General features: G+C 68.7%; 17 protein-coding genes. 6 read left to right on the top strand and 11 right to left on the bottom strand.

The genetic code is table 11. The annotated features are described in order from the left end of the window. Positions 1 to 10: 10 nt before the first annotated feature. Genes D7V77_RS20905 through D7V77_RS20870 form a run of 8 tightly spaced genes read right to left on the bottom strand, consistent with a single transcriptional unit; the run spans position 11 to position 10,021 of the window. The gene (locus D7V77_RS20905; protein ID WP_120578056.1) at positions 11 to 2,188 is read right to left on the bottom strand and encodes a 3-hydroxyacyl-CoA dehydrogenase NAD-binding domain-containing protein; all 2,178 of its coding nucleotides are present in this window, start codon (positions 2,186 to 2,188) and stop codon (positions 11 to 13) included. A gap of 38 nt (positions 2,189 to 2,226) precedes the next feature. Next, complete coding sequence (locus tag D7V77_RS20900) at positions 2,227 to 3,438, bottom strand: acetyl-CoA C-acetyltransferase (RefSeq protein WP_120578055.1); 1,212 nt, start codon at positions 3,436 to 3,438, stop codon at positions 2,227 to 2,229. Positions 3,439 to 3,466: 28 nt separating this feature from the next. Further along, positions 3,467 to 4,615, bottom strand: a complete 1,149-nt coding sequence (locus tag D7V77_RS20895) for an acyl-CoA dehydrogenase family protein (protein WP_120578054.1) — start codon at positions 4,613 to 4,615, stop codon at positions 3,467 to 3,469. A 12-nt stretch (positions 4,616 to 4,627) separates the two neighbouring features. Then, positions 4,628 to 5,767 carry an acyl-CoA dehydrogenase family protein gene (locus D7V77_RS20890; protein WP_120578053.1) on the bottom strand — a complete coding sequence of 380 codons (1,140 nt, stop codon included), beginning with the start codon at positions 5,765 to 5,767 and terminating at the stop codon, positions 4,628 to 4,630. Between the two features lie 20 nt (positions 5,768 to 5,787). Beyond that, positions 5,788 to 7,626 carry a long-chain fatty acid--CoA ligase gene (locus D7V77_RS20885; RefSeq protein WP_120578052.1) on the bottom strand — a complete coding sequence of 613 codons (1,839 nt, stop codon included), beginning with the start codon at positions 7,624 to 7,626 and terminating at the stop codon, positions 5,788 to 5,790. A 54-nt stretch (positions 7,627 to 7,680) separates the two neighbouring features. Beyond that, the gene (locus D7V77_RS20880; protein ID WP_120578051.1) at positions 7,681 to 8,511 is read right to left on the bottom strand and encodes an NAD(P)-dependent oxidoreductase; all 831 of its coding nucleotides are present in this window, start codon (positions 8,509 to 8,511) and stop codon (positions 7,681 to 7,683) included. Positions 8,512 to 8,519: 8 nt separating this feature from the next. Continuing rightward, a complete protein-coding gene (locus D7V77_RS20875) occupies positions 8,520 to 9,182 on the bottom strand; it encodes a TetR/AcrR family transcriptional regulator (RefSeq protein WP_120578050.1) in 663 nt (220 codons plus the stop codon). After that, positions 9,179 to 10,021, bottom strand: coding sequence for an enoyl-CoA hydratase-related protein (locus tag D7V77_RS20870; RefSeq protein ID WP_120578049.1), 843 nt, complete (start codon positions 10,019 to 10,021; stop codon positions 9,179 to 9,181). The genes D7V77_RS20875 and D7V77_RS20870 overlap by 4 nt, the downstream gene beginning before the upstream one ends. A gap of 132 nt (positions 10,022 to 10,153) precedes the next feature. Between D7V77_RS20870 and D7V77_RS20865 the strand changes: the two genes are divergently transcribed. The 6 genes from D7V77_RS20865 to D7V77_RS20840 all read left to right on the top strand — a co-directional run bounded on the left by D7V77_RS20865 (position 10,154) and on the right by D7V77_RS20840 (position 16,404). Further along, entirely contained in the window at positions 10,154 to 10,927 is a 774-nt protein-coding gene (locus D7V77_RS20865) for an SDR family NAD(P)-dependent oxidoreductase (RefSeq protein ID WP_120578048.1), read from the top strand. Positions 10,928 to 10,951: 24 nt separating this feature from the next. Beyond that, positions 10,952 to 12,154 carry an acyl-CoA dehydrogenase family protein gene (locus tag D7V77_RS20860; protein ID WP_120578047.1) on the top strand — a complete coding sequence of 401 codons (1,203 nt, stop codon included), beginning with the start codon at positions 10,952 to 10,954 and terminating at the stop codon, positions 12,152 to 12,154. Further along, positions 12,151 to 13,173, top strand: coding sequence for a phosphotransferase family protein (locus D7V77_RS20855; protein ID WP_233597130.1), 1,023 nt, complete (start codon positions 12,151 to 12,153; stop codon positions 13,171 to 13,173). Before D7V77_RS20860 ends, D7V77_RS20855 begins: the two co-directional genes overlap by 4 nt. After that, complete coding sequence (locus tag D7V77_RS20850; protein WP_120578045.1) at positions 13,166 to 13,531, top strand: DUF6285 domain-containing protein; 366 nt, start codon at positions 13,166 to 13,168, stop codon at positions 13,529 to 13,531. The genes D7V77_RS20855 and D7V77_RS20850 overlap by 8 nt, the downstream gene beginning before the upstream one ends. A gap of 10 nt (positions 13,532 to 13,541) precedes the next feature. Continuing rightward, positions 13,542 to 15,167 carry a leucine-rich repeat domain-containing protein gene (locus tag D7V77_RS20845; RefSeq protein WP_120578044.1) on the top strand — a complete coding sequence of 542 codons (1,626 nt, stop codon included), beginning with the start codon at positions 13,542 to 13,544 and terminating at the stop codon, positions 15,165 to 15,167. Positions 15,168 to 15,294: 127 nt separating this feature from the next. Beyond that, a complete protein-coding gene (locus D7V77_RS20840) occupies positions 15,295 to 16,404 on the top strand; it encodes a hypothetical protein (protein ID WP_120578043.1) in 1,110 nt (369 codons plus the stop codon). A 21-nt stretch (positions 16,405 to 16,425) separates the two neighbouring features. Here the strand turns inward: D7V77_RS20840 and D7V77_RS20835 are convergent, their stop codons facing one another. The 3 genes from D7V77_RS20835 to D7V77_RS20825 all read right to left on the bottom strand — a co-directional run. After that, complete coding sequence (locus D7V77_RS20835; RefSeq protein ID WP_120578042.1) at positions 16,426 to 17,769, bottom strand: FAD-binding oxidoreductase; 1,344 nt, start codon at positions 17,767 to 17,769, stop codon at positions 16,426 to 16,428. Between the two features lie 120 nt (positions 17,770 to 17,889). Next, a complete protein-coding gene (locus D7V77_RS20830; protein WP_120578041.1) occupies positions 17,890 to 18,963 on the bottom strand; it encodes a fatty acid desaturase in 1,074 nt (357 codons plus the stop codon). 26 nt (positions 18,964 to 18,989) lie between these two features. Next, positions 18,990 to 19,840 (bottom strand): polyketide synthase dehydratase domain-containing protein (locus tag D7V77_RS20825; protein ID WP_199733813.1); only part of this gene is annotated, 851 nt, incomplete at its 5' end.

Genomic DNA, 19,840 nt, shown 5'->3' with positions numbered 1-19,840 from the left:
GGGTAAGGGGTTACTCGAGCAGCTCTCCACGTTCAGCCTTGGCGACCAGGGACGCGGGCGGCAGGAAGTGCTTCCCGTAGCGCTCCGCCAGCTGGCGCGCGCGGACGACGAAGCCGCGAGGCCCCGTGCCGGAGGGGCCTTCGTAGCCGTTGATGTACTGCACCACGCCGCCCGTCCACGGCGGGAAGCCGATGCCCAGGATGGAGCCCACGTTCGCGTCCGCGGCCGAGCGCAGCACGCCCTCGTCGAAGCAGCGCACCGTGTCGATGGCCTCCGCGAAGAGCATCCGCTCCTTCATGTCCTCGAAGGGGATGGTGTGCCCGGGCTTCGTGTAGTGCTGCGCCAGCCCCGGCCAGAGGTTCGTCCGCTTGCCGTCCGCGTAGTCGTAGAACCCGCCGCCCGTGGAGCGGCCCTTGCGCCCGTGTTGATCGATGAGCGCGTCCATCACCGCGTAGCTGCCGTGGTCCACCCACGGCTGGCCCGCGGCCACCACGGCCGCCTTCGTCTCCTGGCGGATCTTCCGGGGCAGCGTCAGCGTCAATTCGTCCACCAGCTGGAGCGGGGCGGCGGGGTAGCCCGCCTGGAGTCCCGCCTGCTCGATGGACGCGGGCGCGATGCCCTCGCCCACCATGGCGATGGCCTCGTTGAGGAACGTGCCGATGACGCGGCTGGTGAAGAAGCCCCGGCTGTCATTGACGACGATGGGCGTCTTGCCAATCTGCACCGCGATGTCGATGGCCTTCGCCAGCGTCGCGTCACTCGTCTGCTTGCCGGCGATGAGCTCCAGCAGCGGCATCTTGTCCACGGGGGAGAAGAAGTGCATGCCGACGAAGTCCGGCGGCCGCGTCACGCCCTCCGCGAGCAGGCTGATGGGCAGGGTGGAGGTGTTGGACCCCAGCACCGCGTCCGGCGCAACCACGCCTTGAATCTCCTGGAAGACCTTGTGCTTGAGCTTCACGTCCTCGAACACCGCTTCGATGACCAGGTCGCAGCCCGCGAGCGCGGCCGGGTCCTCTGCGGGGGTGATGCGCGCCAGCAGCGCGTCGCCCTTCTCCTTCGTGACGGAGCCCTTGGAGACGGCCTTCTCCACCAGCTTGACGGAGTAGCCCTTGCCCTTCTCCGCGGCGGCCAGGGTCACGTCCTTGAGCACCACGTCGATGCCGGCCTTGGCGCACACGTAGGCGATGCCCGCGCCCATCATGCCCGCGCCCAGCACGCCCACCTTCTTCGCGGTGTGCTGCGGGAAGCCCTTGGGACGGCCGCCGCCGGAGTTGATGTGCTGCATGTCGAAGAAGAACGCCTGCATCATGTTCTTCGCGACCTGACCGACGACGAGCTCCGTGAAGTAGCGCGACTCGATGGTGAACGCGGTGTCCACGTCCACCTGCGTGCTCTCCACCGCCACCGCCATGATGGCGCGCGGCGCGGGCATGTTCGTGCCCTTGAGCTGCTTGCGCAGGTTGGCGGGGAAGGCGGGCAGGTTCGCCGCGAACGCTGGGTGTGAAGGCGTGCCGCCGGGAATCTTGTAGCCCTTCTGGTCCCACGGCTGCTGCGCCTTCGGGTTCGCCTTCACCCACGCCTTCGCCGCGGGCAGGAGCGCGTCCACGGACGGCACCACCTCATGCACCAGCCCCAGCTCCTTCGCCTCCTGCGGGCGGTAGCGCTGGCCCTGGAGCAGCACCTTCATCAGCGCGTCCGTGATGCCCAGCATGCGCACCGTGCGCACCACGCCGCCGCCGCCGGGCAGCAGGCCCAGCGTCACCTCCGGCAGGCCCACCACCGCGCCCTTCACGTCCGCGAGGATGCGGTGGTGACACGCGAGGGCGATCTCCAGCCCGCCGCCCAGCGCCGCGCCGTTGATGGCCGCGACCACGGGCTTGCCCAGGGTTTCCAGCGCGCGCAGCTGCGCCTTGATCTCCTGGCCCAGGTCGAAGACCTGCTTCGCTTCGCTCTTCTTGACGTTGCGCAGGTCGTTGAGGTCGCCGCCCGCGAAGAAGGTCTTCTTCGCGGAGGTGATGACGACGCCGGTGATGCTGTCCTTCTCCTTCACCAGCCGGTCCACCGCCGCGCGCATGGACTTCACGTAGGCGGCGTTCATGGTGTTGGCGGACTGGGAGGGGTCGTCCATCGTCAAGACGACGATGCCGTCCGCGTCCTGTTCCCAGCGCAGGGTGTTCTGTTCGCTCATGGTGTTCGCTCGAAAGTCTTTGAAAGGGGAGGGAAGGGTCAGACGCGCTCGACGAGGGTGGCCACACCCATGCCGCCGCCGACGCACAGGGTGACGACCGCGCGACGCGCATTGCGCCGCTCCAGTTCATCCACCACGGTTCCAAGAATCATGGCGCCGGTGGCACCCAGCGGGTGACCCATGGCGATGGCGCCGCCGTTGACGTTGAGCTTCTCGTCCGGGATGTCCAGGTCCTTCTGGTACTTGAGGACCACGGAGGCGAAGGCCTCGTTGAGCTCGAAGAGGTCGATGTCCTTCACCGACAGGCCGGCGATGTCCAGCAGCTTGCGGGTGGCCGGCAGCGGGCCGGTGAGCATGATGGTGGGCTCCGCGCCGGACGTGGCCACGGCGGCGATGCGCGCGCGAGGCTTGAGGCCCAGCGTCTTGCCCACCTTCTCCGAGCCCACCAGCACCAGCGCCGCGCCGTCCACGATGCCGGAGGAGTTGCCCGGCGTGTGCACGTGATGGATGCGCTCCACCGCGTGGTACTTCTGGAGCGCCACCGCGTCGAAGCCGCCCATCTCACCCATGGTGGTGAAGGACGCGCTCAGCTGGCCCAGCGAGGCCACGGTGGAGTCCGGGCGCATGTGCTCATCGCGGTCCAGGATGATGAGCCCGTTCTGGTCCACCACGGGGACGACGGACTTCTGGAAGTAGCCGTTCTTCCACGCGTGGGCGGCGCGCTCCTGCGAGCGCACGGCGTAGCGGTCCACGTCCTCGCGGGTGAAGCCCTCCATGGTCGCGATGAGGTCCGCGGAGATGCCCTGCGGCACGAAGTAGGTGTCGTAGTTGGTGGCGGGGTCCATGGCCCACGCGCCGCCGTCGGAGCCCATGGCGACGCGGGACATGCTCTCCACGCCGCCAGCGATGACCAGGTGCTCCCAGCCGGAGCGCACCTGCTGCGCGGCCATGTTCACCGCTGTCAGGCCGGAGGCACAGAAGCGGTTGAGCTGAACGCCGCCGGTGGTGTCCGGCAGGCCCGCGACCAGCACCAGCGTGCGCGCGATGTCCGCGCCCTGGTCGCCCACGGGGGAGACGACGCCCAGCACCACGTCGTCGATGTGCTTCGGGTCCAGGTTCGGGTTGCGCTGCTTGAGCGCGTCCACCAGGCCGACGAGCAGCGACACTGGCTTGGTGCCATGCAGGGCGCCCTTCTTGCCCTTGCCGCGAGGGGTACGGACGGCGTCGAAGATGAATGCTTCCTGGCTCACGGGGAGCCTCCTTGTGAGAAGGGAGGGGCTACAGGGACCGGGCGACGAGCTCCTTCATGACCTCGTTCGCGCCGGCGAAGATTCGCAGGACGCGGGTGTCCGCGAACAGATGGGCGATGGGGTATTCCTTCATATACCCATACCCGCCGAACAGCTGGAGGCAGCGGTCCACTACCAGGCAGGCCTGGTCGGACACCCAGTACTTCGCCATGGCCGCCGTCGTCACATCGAGTCGGCCTTCCAGGTGGGACGCCACGCAGTCATCCACGAAGGTGCGGCAGACCCGCTGGAGCGTGGCGCACTCCGCCAGCTCGAAGCGCGTGTTCTGCAGGGCGAAGAGCGGCTTGCCGAAGACGTGGCGCTGCTTCGTGTACTCGACCGTGAGCTGGACCGCGCGCTCCAGGCTCGCCACCGCGATGATGGCCGTGGTCAGCCGCTCCTGGGGCAGTTGCTGCATGAGCTGGGCGAAGCCCCGGCCCTCTTCTCCTCCCAGCAGGTTGACGGCGGGGACGCGCAGGTCGTCGAAGAAGAACTCGGTGGTGTCCTGACCCTTGCCCCCCAGCTTGTCGAGGATGCGGCCCCGCTGGAAGCCGGGCGTCGTGTCGGAGACCTCCGCGCACAACAGGGAGATGCCCGCATGGCCCGGCTGACCCGTGCGCACGACGATGATGATGAAGTCGCAGACGTGGCCGTTGGAGATGAACGTCTTCGCGCCGCTCACCCGGTAGAAGTCGCCTTCACGCACCGCGCGGGTGGAGATGGCCTGGAGGTCGGAGCCCGTCCCCGGCTCGGTCATGGCGATGGCGCCCACCCACTCGCCGCTGGCCAGACGGGGCAGCCACTTCTGTTTCTGGGCCTCCGATGCGTAGGCGAGCAGGTAGTGCGCGACGATGGCGCAGTGGACGGGGAAGCCCATGGACGGGTCCCCGGCGCGGATCTGCTCCTCGATGAGGACCGCCTCGTGCGCGAACGTGCCGCCCACGCCGCCGTAGGCCTCCGGGATGGACATGCACAAGAGGCCCAGCTCTCCGGCGCGGCGGTAGAGCGCCTTGTCCGGGTAGCCCTGCTCCACGTGCTTGGGCAGGTTGGGGAGGACCTCCTTCGTGAAGTAGGTGGCCGCGAGCGTGCGCACCTGCTCGACGTCATCCGAGCTCCACCGGGGACGTGCCGTCGTCATGATGTCTGTCTCCTAGAGTCCGAAGGTCTTGCCGATGATGTCGCGCTGGATTTCGCTGGTGCCGCCGTAGACGGTGGAGATGACCGTGGCGCGCAGGTGCGACTCCATGTCGTATTCGGTGGCGTAGCCGTAGCCGCCCATCATCTGCATGCCCTCCAGCGCCACGCGCTTGGCGGTCTCCGTCGTCTTGAGCTTCGCCATGGAGGCCTCGCGGGGGAGCATCCGGTCCGGGTGCTCGTCGGCCATGGCCGCCACGCGGTAGACGAGCAGCTCGCAGCAATCCAGCTCCGTGGCCAGGTCCGCGATGCGGTGCTTGAGCGCTTGGAATGAGCCGACGGCGCGGCCGAACTGCTTGCGCTCCTTCACGTAGGCGACGGCGTCGTCGAACGCGCGCCGGCCCCGGCCCAGCATGGACGCGGCGAGCAGGAGCCGCTCGCTGTTGAGCCCCGCCATCAGCTGGGGCCACGCCTGGTCCACGAGGCCGACCACGGAGGACTCCGGCAGGAAGCAGTCCGTGAAGAAGACGTCGTTGACCTCCTTGCCGCCCATCGTGGGGATGCCGCGGATCTCCATGCCGGGCGTGCCCGCGGAGACGCAGAACATGGTGAGGCCTTCATGCCGCGAACCCACGGAGTTCGTGCGCGCCACGAGCAACACGTGGTCCGCGAAGTGCGCGTTGGAGCACCAGGTCTTCTGTCCGTTGACCACGAAGCCCCCGTGCGTCCGGACCGCGCGGCAGGTGATGGCGGCGGCGTCGGAGCCGGCCCCGGGTTCGGAGATGGAGATGGCCTCCACCCGGCCGCGTGCGATGCCTCCGAGGATTGTCTCCTTCTGCACCGGGGTCCCGAACTTCGCGTAGGGGCCTGCCGCCACCGCGGTGGTGATGTAGCCGCCTACCGGCGCGAGCCCGTACGCGGTCCGCTCCGCGAAGAGGCACATGTCGGACATGCCTCCGCCGGAGCCGCCGTACTCCGTGGGGATGCCCACGCCCAGCCAGCCCAACTCGGCCATTTGGGCGTAGAGGCCGGGGGCGTGGGCCTCCGTGCCGTTATGGGTCAGCGCGTCCCGCTGCGCGCGCGTGCCCGTCCTGGCGCGGCAGAACGCGTCGATGGCATCCGCGAACGAGGCTTGCTCCGGGGTTCTCACATGCATGGCGGTTCTCCGAAGGGGCGTCAGGCGTTCGCGTAGAGCGCGGCGATGCGTTCGGCGTACTGCGCGAGCAGCACGCGGCGCTTGAGCTTGAGGGTGACCGTCAGCTCTCCCGTCACCGGGGACCACGCTTCCGGGACGACGTGGAAGCGTTTGATCTGCTCGGAACGGGAGAGGCGGACGTTGGCCGCGGCGACGAGGGATTCCAGCTCGGCCTGGACGGTGGGGTCTCGCGCGAGCTCCTCCAGCGACACCGAGGACAGGCCCCGGGCCTTGGCCCAGAGCGGCGCGGCCTCCGGATCCAGGGAGACGAGCGCCGTCACGTAGGGGTGCCCGTCGCCAATCGCGATGGCCTGGGCCACCAGCGGGTGGGCGCGCAGCATGCCTTCGAGCTTGGAGGGGGCGATGTTCTTCCCGCTCGACGTGATGATCAGCTCCTTCTTGCGGTCGGTGATGCTGAGGAATCCATCCGCGTCGAGCGTGCCGATGTCGCCAGTGGCGAGCCAGCCGTCCGCGTCCGTCGCGCGGGCAATCTGGCCGTCCGCCGCGAGGTAGCCCATGAACACCACCGGACCGCGCACGAAGATTTCCCCGTCCAACGCCAGCTTGAGTTGGAGCCCGGGGATGGGCCGCCCCACGGAGCCGACTCGGAAGTCGGTGGGGGTGTTGATGGTGGCGCAGCCGGTGGTCTCGCTCATGCCCCAGACCTCCAGCACCTGGATGCCGAAGCCGCCCAGGTATTCGAGGATGTCCACGGGGATGGGCGCGGAGCCGCTGCTCGTCCAATGCAACGCATCCAGGCCCATGGACTTGCGCAGCGGTTCGAGCACGCGCGCTTCGGCGTCCGCGGCCTTCTGCTGGACCTCCGGCGGCACGGCCCTGCCAGCGCCGCGCAGCCGGAAGGACTCCATCGCGGCGGCGTGGGCTGCGAGCAGGGGCTCACGCTGGGCGGAGGGGAGCGCGTCCACCTTCAAGCGCAGGCTCGACGCGAGCTTCTCCCAGAGGCGCGGCACGCCGAAGAACGCGGGCGCTCGCGAGCGGGCCAACAGCGGCACCACGCCCGTGGGGTCCGTGCACAGGTGCATGTGCAGTGCTTTGTAGAGCGCTCGGTACAGCCCCAGTTCGCGCTCCGCCACATGCGCCAGCGGGAGATAGGCGATGGAGGGGACGCGCATCGGCACGGGGACGCACTGGTCCACCGCGACGGCTTCATAGAAGGCGTTGAGGTGGCTCAGCACCACGCCCTTGGGGTCGCCGGTGGTGCCGGAGGTGTACATCATCGCCAGCGGATCCTCCGGGCGGATGTCCTTCCAGGCGTCCTCGAAGGACTGGGGGTTGGCCTCGTGGAGGGCGCGGCCTTCGGCTTCGAGCTCCGCGAAGGAGATGAACCGCGAGTCCCCGCGTGGAAGGGCGGAGGCGTCCACGACGACGATGCGCTGGAGGGCGGGGAGCGATTCGAGCACCGGCCACCACCGGGCCAGCTCGTCCGCGCCCTCCAGCACCACCACCGTGGCCGCGCTGTGCCGGGCGACGTAGCCCACCTGTTCGGTGCTCAGGGTCTGGTACGCGGTACAGGAGATGGCGCCCAGGTGGGCCGCCGCATAGTCGATGATCCAATGCTCCGGCCGGCCGGACATCATGATCATCATCCGCTCGCCCCGCTTCAGCCCCAGCACGCAGAGCCCGCGGGTCATCGCGGCGGTGCGCTGACGCAGCTGGCTCCAGGTGAGGGTGCTGTTCCCGGAGGTGAGGGCGGGCGCGTCCGCGTATTCCGTGGCGTTGCGCTGAAGGAGGCGCGGCAGCGTGAGCTGGGCCGCGAGGGACAGGCACTGCGCTTCCAGGTTCGCGTCAAACGCACCCATGGACACACCTCCGCCAGGTCAAAGGACAATCAGGTTGTCTGTCGTGCTTCCTCTTCAGGGATCGACGTACAGGTCGAGCACCACATCCGGGCCGCCGCCGTAGCGGCTGAAATCAGTGACTCCACCCGCGCGCAGGACGTCCTCGTCGATGAAGGTCTGTCCGGTGCACTCGCGCGGCGGGCGCTGGAGGATGGCCACGGCCGCGTCCGCCATGATTTCCGGCGCGCGGGCCCGCTCCATTGACGCGTCCCCGCCGAGCAGGTTCTTCACGGCGGCGGTGGCGATGAGCGTGCGAGGCCAGAGCGCGTTCGCGCCAATGCCGGCGTCCGCCAGCTCCGCCGCCCAGCCGAGCGTGAGCAGCGTCATGCCGTACTTGGCCATCGTGTACGCCGGGTGCAGGCCCATCCAGTGGGGCGCCAGGTTCACAGGTGGGGACAACGAAAGGATGTGAGCGTGGGACGAGCGCCGCAGGTGCGGCAGCGCCGTGCGCGTGAGCAGGAACGTCCCGCGCAGTTGAATTTGCTGCATCAGGTCGAAGCGCTTGAGCGGGAGCTCTTCGGTCTTGAGCGGGGCCAGGGCGCTCGCGTTGTTGAGGCAGAAGTCGATGCCGCCGAAGCGGGCCACCGTTTCGTCCACGGCGCGCTGCACGTCCGCTTCGTCCCGCACGTCGCCCACCACCGCGAGCGCCTTGCCGCCCGCGGCTTCAATCTCCGCGGCGGCCGTGTGGACCGTGCCCGGCAGACGCGGGTCCGGCGTGCCCGTCTTCGCCAGGAGCGCGACGTTGGCGCCCAGCCGTCCGGCCGCGACACCGATGGCCAGCCCGATGCCACGGCTTCCGCCGGACATGAGCAGCGTGCGTCCGGTGAGCGGGCCCGGACCGGCCATCGGCCGCGTCACTTCTGGGCCTTCGGCTTCGCCGGGGTGGCACGTCCGGGCGTGGCCGTCTGGACGAGCTGGGGGAGCAGGTCGCGCACGATGAGCAGGAGTGATTCGCTCAGGAGCAGGTGCGTCTCCTCGCGGGTGAGCGTTCCGTCGCGGAGCCACTCGCGGATGGAGGCCTTCACCAGCCCGCTGTAGGAGCGGATCATCGCCCGCTGCCGCGAATCGTTGCCGACCTCGGCCTTGAGCCCCAGGAACTCGAGCGTTCGCGACGCGGCCACGTCGTCCGCCTCGGCGATGATGCGGTCCACGTCCGGATCCGCGCCGATGCTGCCGCTCCCGATGACGGCCAGGTACGTCTTGCCGTGGGTCGCCACGGTGTCCAGGTACCACTCGACGCTGCGCTCCACGCGCTCTCGCAGGGTTCCGGTCATGGGGACGCTCTTTTCGATGCCGGGCATGAGCAGCATTCGCTTCACGACCTTCAGGTAGAGGTCCCGCTTCTGCCCGAAGTAGTGATTGAGGAGCCCCCGCGCGACGCCCGCCTCCTTGGCGATGTCAGTGGTGGAGACATCCGCGTAGGGGCGCTCGCCGAACAGGCGCATGGCGCACTCGAGGATCTGCTTCCGGCGCTCGTCCGGTTCCAGCCGCTTCCAGCGGGGGGCCAGGGCGCTCATCGCCGGGTCTCCTGCCAGGGGAGGAACACAGGCAGGTCTTGGGTCACCGTCCGGGAGAATCGCGCGGGTCGCTTCTGCATGAAGGCCATGACACCTTCTAGCGCGTCCGGGCTCTCTCCGAGGCTCGCGATGAGCTGACTGTCCAGGGCGAACGCGGGCTCCGGCGAGGGGAGGGCGCTCATCCGGTAGAGCGCCTGACGGATGACGGCCACGGACACCGGCGCGGTTGATTCCACCAGCTCCCGAGCGAGCGTCTGCGCCGCGGTGGCCAGGGCATCGGGTTCATGGAGGGATTGGACGAGCCCCGCGTTGAGTGCCTCCTCCGCCGGCACGAGCCGCCCGCTCACCATCCAATCCATGGCGCGGCCCAGGCCCACCAGCCGGGGCAGGAACCAGCAGGAGCCCGCTTCCGGGTAGATGCCTCGCCGGCTGAAGACAAACCCGAAGCGGCTGTTCCTGGCCGCGAGCCGGAAGTCCGCGGGGAGGATCATCGTGGAGCCCACGCCCACCGCCGCGCCCTGGATGGCGGCGATGACTGGCTTTCTCAACATGAACAGCTGGCGGGCCACGCGCGTCGCGGGTTCGACCCAGGCACCGCCGGGGATGTCTGTGTTCGTGACCTCCAGGGACTGGCCGCTGAGGTCCGCTCCCACGCAGAAGTCCTTGCCGGCGCCAGAGAGGATGACCACCCGCACCGCTTCATCCGCGTCCGCCGCGGCGAGCGCGGAGGCCAGTTCATCCGCCATGAGCACGGTGAAGCCATTGCGCGCTTCGGGCCGGTGCAGTTCCACATTGGCGACCCGGTCCGCGTAGGAAACGCGGATGTGTTGGTAGCTCATGGTTGGAAATCCTGGCTCATGTGCTGGGTATAGTGGAGACTTGTTGGCGCTGCGTCAACAACAAGAGTCATTGCCATCGCCCCGGAGTCTTCGACGTTTCGCGTCATCGATTGCCTGCCCTGGAGCCCGTTCATGAGTGTGGATGCGTTTGGTCTGGAGGGCCGCCGTGCGCTGGTGACGGGCGCCTCCGGAGGGTTGGGTTTGCACTTCGCGGAGGTGCTGGCCCGGGCGGGCGCGGAGGTGGTGTTGGCGGCGCGGCGCTCGGACCGGCTGACCGCGGAGGTGGAGCGGCTGCGGGAGCTGGGGCTGCGTGCCCATGCGGTGTCCATGGACGTGACGCTCGCGGCGTCCGTGCAGGAGGCCGTGGCCGAGGCGGAGGCGCTGGCGGGTGGGGTGCTGGACGTGCTGGTGAACAACGCGGGCGTGTCCGGCGACGGCTTCTTCCTCCAGGTGGAGGAGGCGCAGTGGGACGCCGTCATCGACACCAACCTCAAGGGTTCGTATCTCGTGTCGAAGGCCGTGGCGCGCCGTCTGGTGGAGCGCGAGGCGCCGGGCAGCATCATCCACATCGCGTCCATCCTGGGCCTGCGGGTGGGCGGCGGGGTGGCGCCCTACTGTGCCTCCAAGGCCGGGGTGATCCACCTCACCAAGGCGATGGCGTTCGAACTGGCGCGGCATCGGATCCGCGTGAACGCGCTGGCCCCCGGATACATCGAGACGGACTTCAACCGGACCTTCTTCGGGAAGGACGCGGGACAGAAGCTGCTTGCTCGCATTCCCTTCCGGCGGCTGGGGCACATGCGGGAGCTGGATGGGCCGCTGCTGCTGCTGGCGTCGGAGGCCGGCAGCTACATGAGTGGTTCTGTCATTGAGGTGGATGGTGGCCACCTCTGCTCCACCCTGTAGTCCTCCCTTCGGCCCGGTGACCCAATGGACTTCTCGCTGTCCCCTGAAATCGAAGCGTACCGGCTGCGTGTGCGTGAGTTCGTGGCCACGCACGTGTTGCCGCTGGAGAAGCAGCCGGATGCGTTCGACGCGCACGAGAACCTCCGCGAGGAGGTGGTGGCTCGGGTGCGGGAGCTGGCCCGCGCGCAGGGGCTCTGGGCCTTCCAGATGCCCAAGGCTCGCGGAGGGCAGGGGCTGGGCGTGGTGGGCATGGCGGCCTGTTACGAGGAGGCGGCGCGTTCGCCCTTCGGGCCCGTGATGTTCAACGCCGCGCCTCCGGATGACGGCAACATGATCGTCCTGGAGAAGGTGCTCGCGACGGAGGCGCTGAAGCAGCGCTGGTTGCAGCCCCTCGTCGACGGACGGGTGCGCTCCGCCTTCGCGATGACGGAGCCCGACGGCTGCGGCTCCGACCCGTCACTCACCTATACGCGGGCGGAGAAGCAGGGCGACGAATGGGTGCTCACGGGCCGCAAGTGGTTCATCACCGGTGCCCAGGGCGCGCAGCACTTCATCGTCGTGGCGCGCACCTCCGACGTCGAGCGCAAGGGACTCACTGCGTTCCTCTTCGATGCCAGCCAACCTGGATGGCGCATTGAGCGACGCATTCCCATCATGGGTCCCGAGGAGCACGGTGGTCATTGCGAGCTCGTCTTCGAGGGGCTGCGCATCCCGGACGAGCAGCGCCTGCTGGGCGTGGGTGATGGCCTCAAGGTGACGCAGATCCGTCTGGGCACGGCGCGCCTCACGCACTGCATGCGCTGGCTGGGATTGGCGAAGCGGTGCCTGGAGGAGGCGGGCGGTTACGTCTCGCGGCGGATGAGCTTCGGGGAGACCCTGGCTCAGCATGAGGGCGTGCAGTGGATGTTGGGCGACGCGGCCAAGGACATCCACATCGGGCGGCTGCTCACCATGAGCGCCGCCTGGAAGCTGGACCAGGGGGACTTCGCGCGCACGGACATCTCCATCGCGAAGATCCACGTGGCGGATGCGCTGCACAAGGCCGCGGATACGGCCATCCAGTTGATGGGCGCGCGCGGCTACTCCAAGGACACGCTCGTTGAATGGATCTACCGGTACGCGCGTCAGGCGCGGTTGGTGGATGGGGCCAGTGAAATCCACAAGATGGTGCTGTCGCGTGCCTATCTGTCGGAGGGCGCGGACTTCTTCCGGTGGGGCGTGGGATGACGATGCGCGAGGAACACAGGCACGCGCTGGAGTCCTTCCTGGCCACGAAGGCGGAGGCCCGCGAGGTGCGGCTCGTCGATGCGCGCCTGCTCTCCGGGGGCGCCATCCAGGAGAACTGGCTGCTGACGGCTGTGGTGAGCGGAGGGCCGCATGAAGGCGTGCTGGAGTGCGTGCTGCGCTCCGATGCGGCCTCGGGCGTCTCCGTGTCGCACGACCGTGCCCAGGAGTTCGCCCTGCTGCGAGAGGCCTTTCGCGCGGGCGTGACGGTGCCGGAGCCGCTGTGGCTGGGAGATGGCTCCGTGCTTGGGCGCGCTTTCTTCGTGATGCGCAAGGCCCGGGGGACCGCCGCCGGGCATCGCATCGTGAAGGACCTGGGGCTGGGCGGAGACCGCGAAGCGCTGACCGAACGGCTGGGAGCGGAGCTGGCGCGGCTGCATGCCATCCGTCCTCCCGTGGAAGCCCTGTCCTTCCTCCCGGTGCCGGCGTTGTCGCCCGCGCTGCGGGGCGTGAAGGAGTTCCAATCCTTCCTGGACGGCCACCACGCGGCGTTCCCCGCGCTGGAGTGGGGGATCCGCTGGCTGGAGCGGCATGCGCCAAAGACTCCGGAGCTGGTGCTGACGCATCGCGATTTCCGCACCGGCAATTACATGCTGGACGAAGCCGGCCTCACGGCCGTGCTGGATTGGGAGTTCGCGGCGTGGTCGGACCCACTGGAGGACCTCGGGTGGTTCTGCGCGCGGTGCTGGCGCTTCGGCCAGTTCGACCAGGAGGCGGGAGGCATTGGCTCCCGTGAGGCGCTGGCGCGCGGCTATGCGCGCGTGAGCGGCCGCACGCTGGATTGGGAGGCGGTGCGCTACTGGGAGGTCTTCGCCCATGCGCGGTGGGCGGTGATTGCCCTGCAGCAGGGCGAGCGTCACGTCTCCGGCCGCGAGCCCTCGCTGGAGCTGGCGCTGACGGCGCATGTCGTGCCGGAGCTGGAGCTGGAACTTCTTTCGATGACGGGAGGACGGAATGCGTGAACAGCCGGACGGGGCCGCGCTGCTGGCGATTGCTCGCGAGGTGCTGCTGCGGGAGCTGCTGCCCGGGCTGCCGGAGGACAAGGTCTACGCGGCGCGGATGATCGCCAACGCGATGGGCATCGCCGAGCGGCAACTCCGCGCGGGTGACGAGCCCCAGCAGCAAGAACGCGGGGCGCTGTCGGTCCTGCTCCAGCGCGAAGGGGGGCTCGCGGAGCTGAACCACGAGCTGGCGGCGCGGATCCGCCAGGGCGGGTTTGATGGAAACCGCGAGGCCTGGTCGCTGCTCTGGGACTCCACCCTTCAGCGCGTCCGCGAGAGCGCACCGAAGGCCCTGCCTGCCTCCGACCGGATGGGGTAGAGGTCGGGGCATGAAGAAGAAGGCCTCCAAGTCTCCCGCCCGCGACCTGCCGTTCGAAATCTTCACCTGGTCGCAGGTTCGCGACGAGGTGAAGGCCCCTGGCAATCGCGAGGATGACTCGGACCGCGTGCTCGTCCTCACCGGGAATGTCGTCATGCCCCACGACCTGGGGCTGGACTTCCACCAGGGAATCTTCGCGCTGGATGACGAGGACGAGCCTCCGTTCACCGGCCTCATCGTGCGAGGCGACCTCACCGTCGAAGGCTGCGTGCTCAACTGGGAGAACGACTTCGGCCCGTTCCTCCAGGTGCACGGCAACCTCGTCGCGAAGCGCATCGCCATTGGCGGTGCCCGGATCCATGTCACCGGCGACTTGACGACCGAAGACCTGGTGGCGGTCTACAACCACGGCAGCATCTCCGTGGGCGGCAACCTCAAGGCCCGCACGCTTGCCTCGCATTACTCCTTCAAGGTGGCGGGCGCTGTCGACGCGCATCGCTACCTGGGCCAGGACTCGAAGGTGTTCGCGGTGGCCGGCGGGGTGGAGGACGTGAAGGACCCCTACGAAGGGAAGGGTGTCTTCGTCCCGTCGGTGGTGAGGGACGGCCGCGTCGATCTGGAGAAGGTGCGGGAACGGCTGGCGGACGGCAAGCCCGTTGCCCGCGACGCGTTCACCAGCATCCGGGAGGCGTTCCGTCAGCTCGTCGCGAAGAAGCTCGCGGATCCCGACAAGGTCAAGAGCCTGACGCTGGAGGACAAGGCGCTCACGTCCCTTCCGGAGGAGCTCTTCCTGTTCCGCAAGCTGGAGAAGCTCAACCTCCGCCGCAACAACCTCCGCGCGCTCCCGGAAGAACTGGGGCAGCTCACGGAGCTGCGCGAGCTGGACCTGCACGGCAATCGCCTGCTGGAACTGCCGGAGTCCATCGGCGAGCTCAAGAAGCTGCGGTCCCTGGACCTGTCGTACAACTGCCTCTGGCGGCTGCCGGAGTCACTGGCCGGATGCGTCGAGCTGCGGCGGGTGAACCTGATCAACAACCCCCATGCCTACGTCCGGCTGGCCTTCGGGAGCTGGCGGAAGGTCCAGCTCATGTTCGACTTCCCGGAGGTCCTCACGCGGCTGCCGAAGCTGGAGGTTCTCACCTTCGAAGGAACGCCGCTGCGCACGCTGCCGACGCGGCGCTTCGACAGCACGACCTTGAGCAAGGCCACGGTGCTCTGGTCGCTGGTGACGCACATGGATCCGGAGCTGCACGACCAGCTCCAGGTGGACGTGGAGCGCAGCCGGGAGAAGGCGGCGGCCCATATCGGCTACTGGTTCAAGCCGGAGAACGTGCGTCTGGAATCCTTCTACGACGCGAAGGCGGACCGCTACGACTTCGCGGAGGTCCTCGCGCTGCTGGCGCTGCTGCTGCGCATCAACATCCCCACGGCTGCGCCCTATGACGCGGCGCTGGAGAAGTTCCGGGTGCAGAGCCAGGAGATCGCCCGGCACCTGGACTGGGACGGCGACAAGCCCCGGCACGTCCACGCACTCTTCGGAGCGCTGCGCGACGCGCTGGGGACGCTGGGCGAGCCGTATCCCGGCGACGCGCTCATCGCGGGCCTGCGGGACGTCTTCGCGGCCCGCGCTGGCTGAAGCCCCCTGGTGACGCCAGACATCAGCTGGTGAATGGCGTCATCGCGACGGGCGGGGATCGCTCGGCCCAAGTGACTGATTTCACGGAGTCCAGGGGCTGGCATGCGTCCTGCTCTTGGGTCCCGGCATGTCCATCTCCTCCCTGAACCGCGCGTCCTCCTTCCAGCCTTCCTCGAGCATCTCCCAGCTCAAGCCGGCCGCCGCTCCGGCTCAGGGTGTGGTGGGGGCTTCGGTTCAGCAGCCCCGGAACGACCTGCGCCGGATGTTCATGGCCGACTCGTTCGAGCAGGGCCCGAGCAAGGTGGGCGGTGCCTCCGGGGACTTCCAGAAGCAGCTGTCGGAGGTCGTGGCCCAGCTCACGCAGCTGGTGAAGCTCCTCCAGACGCAGTCGCCCGCGGGCCTGGGCCAGGGCGCCGAGGGTGCGGCGTCCGCGGTGGGCGGCGTGGGCGGTGCGGCTCCGGCGCAGCAGGCGGCTCCCGCGTCTTCGGCCTCCACCTTCGAGGCTCCCGTGTCGGCGGCTCCCCCAGCTCCTTCGGCGGCGTCGCCTTCGGCGGCGGCTCCGGCGGCTCCCTCGGCCCAGAGCGCGGCTCCGGCCTCCAGCGCGGCGGCTCCGGCGCACCCCACGTACAACAGTGACGCGGGCCCTGGCTTCGGTCCTCCGTCCGCCGGCTCCACGGAGCCCGCGCCCGCGAACGCGCCGTGGCTCGCGAAGAACAACGTCGGGTCGCCGTACAACAGCAACATGCAGCTCATCGACGAGAGCCAGAAGGGCCAGTTCAAGTACACGAACACCTTCACCAACAAGACCCGCGAGCCGCAGACCATCACGCTCTGGAACAAGACGGGCGAGAACGGGAACCCGAACGACGGGCAGAACTTCGACAAGAGCACGCCCAAGACGTTCACGCTCCAGCCCGGCCAATCGCAGGTGGTGGCGTTCGATAGCAACACCAGCGTGGCGTGGGCCGCGTCGAAGGATGGCACGGCGAAGCCCGGCGCGAACTCCGGTCAGACCTGGGGCGAGGCCACGTTCGCGAACTCCGGCACGGGTTGGAGCGGCTTCGACACCAGCCAGATTGCCCCCGCGGGCCACAACGGCAAGATGTCCATCTCCAACGAGGCGACCGGCAAGACCGTGACGGAAGCCAACGCCTGGCAGACGGAGAAGGACGACCCCGCGCTCCACGACGTGGGCGTCCCCGCCGGTCCGCTGAACCTGCGCACGGAGATTGGCTGAAGCCTGGCCGGCCCGCGCTGACTAAAGGCCGAGCGCCGCCTTGCACGTCTTCACATACAGGTCCCGGAAGAGGTTGTCCGGGTCCGTGCGCTGCTTCACTGCCTGGTACGTCTCGCGGTTCCAGATGCTCCAGAAGGTCGCCTCGTCGTAGTAGTTGTACGAGATGAGCGTCTTGGTTCCGTTCACGCGCTGGAGCTCGTCCTCCAGCTCCTTGTAGACGTTGCGGCCCGGCGGTTGCGGCATGCCGTACACGGCCAGATCCAGGAACAGTGGGTCGTTCATTCCGGCCCACCACTGGGGTGTCAGCCATTCGTAGTCACGCGTCCGCCGGAAGGGCACGCACCAGACGGGGTAGTGGCGCATCTCGCGGTGGTACCAGTCCATGAAGTCCGCCGAGCGCGAGAAGGGGATGAACACGTCCACGATGACCGGCGGGTCCTTCTTCGGCAGCAGCTGGGTGAAGCGGTTGGCGGTCCTCAGCACGCTGTCGGAGTGGATGAACTTTCCGAACAGCGCCCTCGCGAGCAGGTTCTGCGGCCGGGCGTGCGTGACGCCCCGGTTGTAGCGGAAGAGGTAGTCATACGTCGTGAGGTAGTCCTCGCTCCGGCGCGGGATGGTCTCGCAGTACGCGGTGAGCCATTCGTAGCGGCTCACGTACGGCGCCCGGTCCACGAAGTGGCCCACGCACAGCACGTGCTTCGTGGGCGAGAAGATCTGCCCGTCCAGGTAGTCCGCGCCCGGCTCCTGGAAGTGGTGCCAGATGCCCTGCTGGAAGGACTCCAGCGTGGAGTGCGTCTCGTTCGTCACCCGCACGTAGGGCGCTGCTCGCGTGAGCTTGAAGCGCACCTTGGACAGGATGCCCAGCGTTCCGAACGAGCCGTGCATCATCTGGAAGAGGAGCGGCTCCTCCTTCGGCGAGCAGCGCAGCACGTCCCCCTTCGCGGTGATGACCTCGTACTCCAGGCACGTGTCGTGGAAGCCGCCCTGTCGGAAGGACATGGACTCGATGGAGCACCCCGCGATGGCGCCCCCGAGCGTGATGGTCTTGTGCTCGGGGACGATGAACGGGACGAGCCCGTGCGGCAGCGTCGCGCGCACCACCGCGTCGAAGGTGGCGGCGGGCTCGGCGGTGCAGGTCATCCCCACGGGGTCGATGTCGAGGATGGCGTCCAGGTCCCCCAGGTCCACCTTCTCGTCGCGACGCCGCGAGTCGAACCGCTTGGGCACGCTGTGGGGCGGGGACTTCTTCTTGAAGGACGCGGGCCCCGTTCCCTTTCGCTGCCGCAGCTGCCGGGCGATGGCCTCCACCTTCGCTTCGTGAAGCGACACCGTCCGGGGACCGCCTGACACCGACTCCGTGAGCATCCATTTCCTCCGTTGGCGGAAGGGTGGGGATGCCGCGGCGCGTGGTGAGCCCTTGCCTGTCGGAGCGGGGCCAACCCGGACGCCCGCCCACCGGCCGGGCGTCCGGGCGAATGATACTGCTCAGGTGGCTTCGAGCCGACGGCGCAGCTCCGTGGTGCTCACCTCTCCCGTGCCGTCCCGGTCCATCAGTGACTGGCCATCCGCGGAGTAGAGCGCCGGGCGCTGGTACAGCATGCGCAGGGCGTGCAGGTGCGGGTAGACGATGGAGGACTTGAGGCTCAGCTCCCGCAGGTGCTTGCGCAGGAGCGGGGCGTACCTGGGGCTCTGCGCCGGGAAGATGTGGTGCTCCTGGTGGTAGCTGAAGTTGAAGTGCATCCAGTTCATCAGCGGGTGGGTCTCCACGCTGGCGGTGTTCACGAAGGGGTTGTCCGCCTCCTCCGCCGCGGGCTGCATCCAGTGGTTGGTGGCGATGTAGATCATCAACGTGACGTTCCCGATGAGCAGCGGGAGCACCAGCGCGTAGAACGCCGCGCGGGGCCCCAGGACCCACCCGAGCGCCACCCAACCCACGGTGACGAGCACCGTGAGCACGCGCTCCCGGGCCCGGTGCAGGTGCACGTGCTGGAACGCGGGCAGCCGGCAGTGGTGCCAGAGGAAGGCCTGGCCCTGCGCGGTGAAGAAGACGCTGAAGCTGATGAAGCTCAGCCAGTGTCCGGACCCAGGGGACATGGCGTGGAACAGCTTCGCGAATCCCTGGGTGTGCCAGTCTGTCCTCCGCGGGAGGATGTCCGGATCCCTCACGAGGACGTTGGCGGCGCTGTGGTGAGCCTGCACGTGCCAGGCCCTCCAGTTGCCCGGTGTCACCAGGAAGGGCGCGAAGCCCACCCAGCCCAGCAGGCTCTCCCACTTGCGGCTGTGGAACACCGAGTGGTGCAGGGCTTCATGCGCGGCGAGCCCCACGGCGGTGACGAGCTGTCCCAGCGCGAATGCAATGAGCAGACACGCCCAGTGGGGCAGCGTCCAGGTGCCGAGCACCCAGATGAGCGCCGCCTCCACGGGCACCAGGCAGAGCGCGACGATGCCGCGCAGGGGTTGTCGTTCGAAGGCCTCCGGGGGCAGCACGCGGCGCAACTCCGAGCGGAGCCGTTTGGCGTCATCCGGGGGCAGGGGACTGGACGAAGAGAAGTCGTTCATGGCGGTTGCCTGAGCGGGAATGAGGTTCAAGCCATGGGGCGGGCGATGCCGCCTTCAATGAGCATCCGAAGTCGGCCGGCTTCGTCATGGGCCGCCACGGTGCCGCACTGGAGCAGGTCGCCCTCCACGCGAGGAGCGAGCGACTTCAGCGTGAGCCGGCGAGGAGCCCTGGCGTCGTGCGCGACCAGGTCCCGGTCGAACGTGGCCCGCTGGACGCCCACGGGAGCGAACACGTCATTCGACACGCCCTCTACGTGCATCGCGCTCAGGCGCAGGGCCGCGTCCAGCACGAGCGCCGGCACGCCGTGGCCCGCCTGCCGCGTGGACTCCGGAAGCCCGAGCCGTGCGAAGCGGGCGTCTTCCTCCAGGCGGATCTCCTCCAGGCAGTCGAACATCCTGCGCAGCTCGATGGGGGAGCCCGTGGCGCAGTGCGGGTCGTGCACGGCCATGCCCTGGCCCGAGGCGTGGGCGGCCTCCAGTCGGTGTGGGGACCGGGGCGGTTCCGCCGTCAGCGTGAACCGGGCCTCGGCGTAGACAAGGTCACGCTCCAGCACCACGCCGGAGGCATGGACGATGTCGCCCGTGAGTTTCACCTGCACGCTGTGCTGGCCCGGGGCATCGGTGAGTGGAGTGCACTCGGCGCGCAGGGCCTGCTTGCCTCCGGGCTTCACGCGGATGAAGCGGGAGAACCGCACGTCCTCGATGGTGACGGTGCGCAGCTCGGGGCGCGTGTCGTCCAGGGCCGCCTGGAACATCAGGTCCAGGGCCCAGGCGCCGGGCAGGGTGGGTGTGCCTCGGACGAGGTGGTCCTCCAGGCACGGGACGCTCGCCGCGTCGACCGTGAGGTCCCTTCGTGTGGGGCGCGGAGGTTCTGGGG

The organism is Corallococcus sp. CA041A, assembly GCF_003612075.1.
GTDB lineage: Bacteria > Myxococcota > Myxococcia > Myxococcales > Myxococcaceae > Corallococcus > Corallococcus exiguus.
Note: the sequence above shows the minus strand (reverse complement) of the source record. Positions and strands in the feature narration are given on the sequence as shown.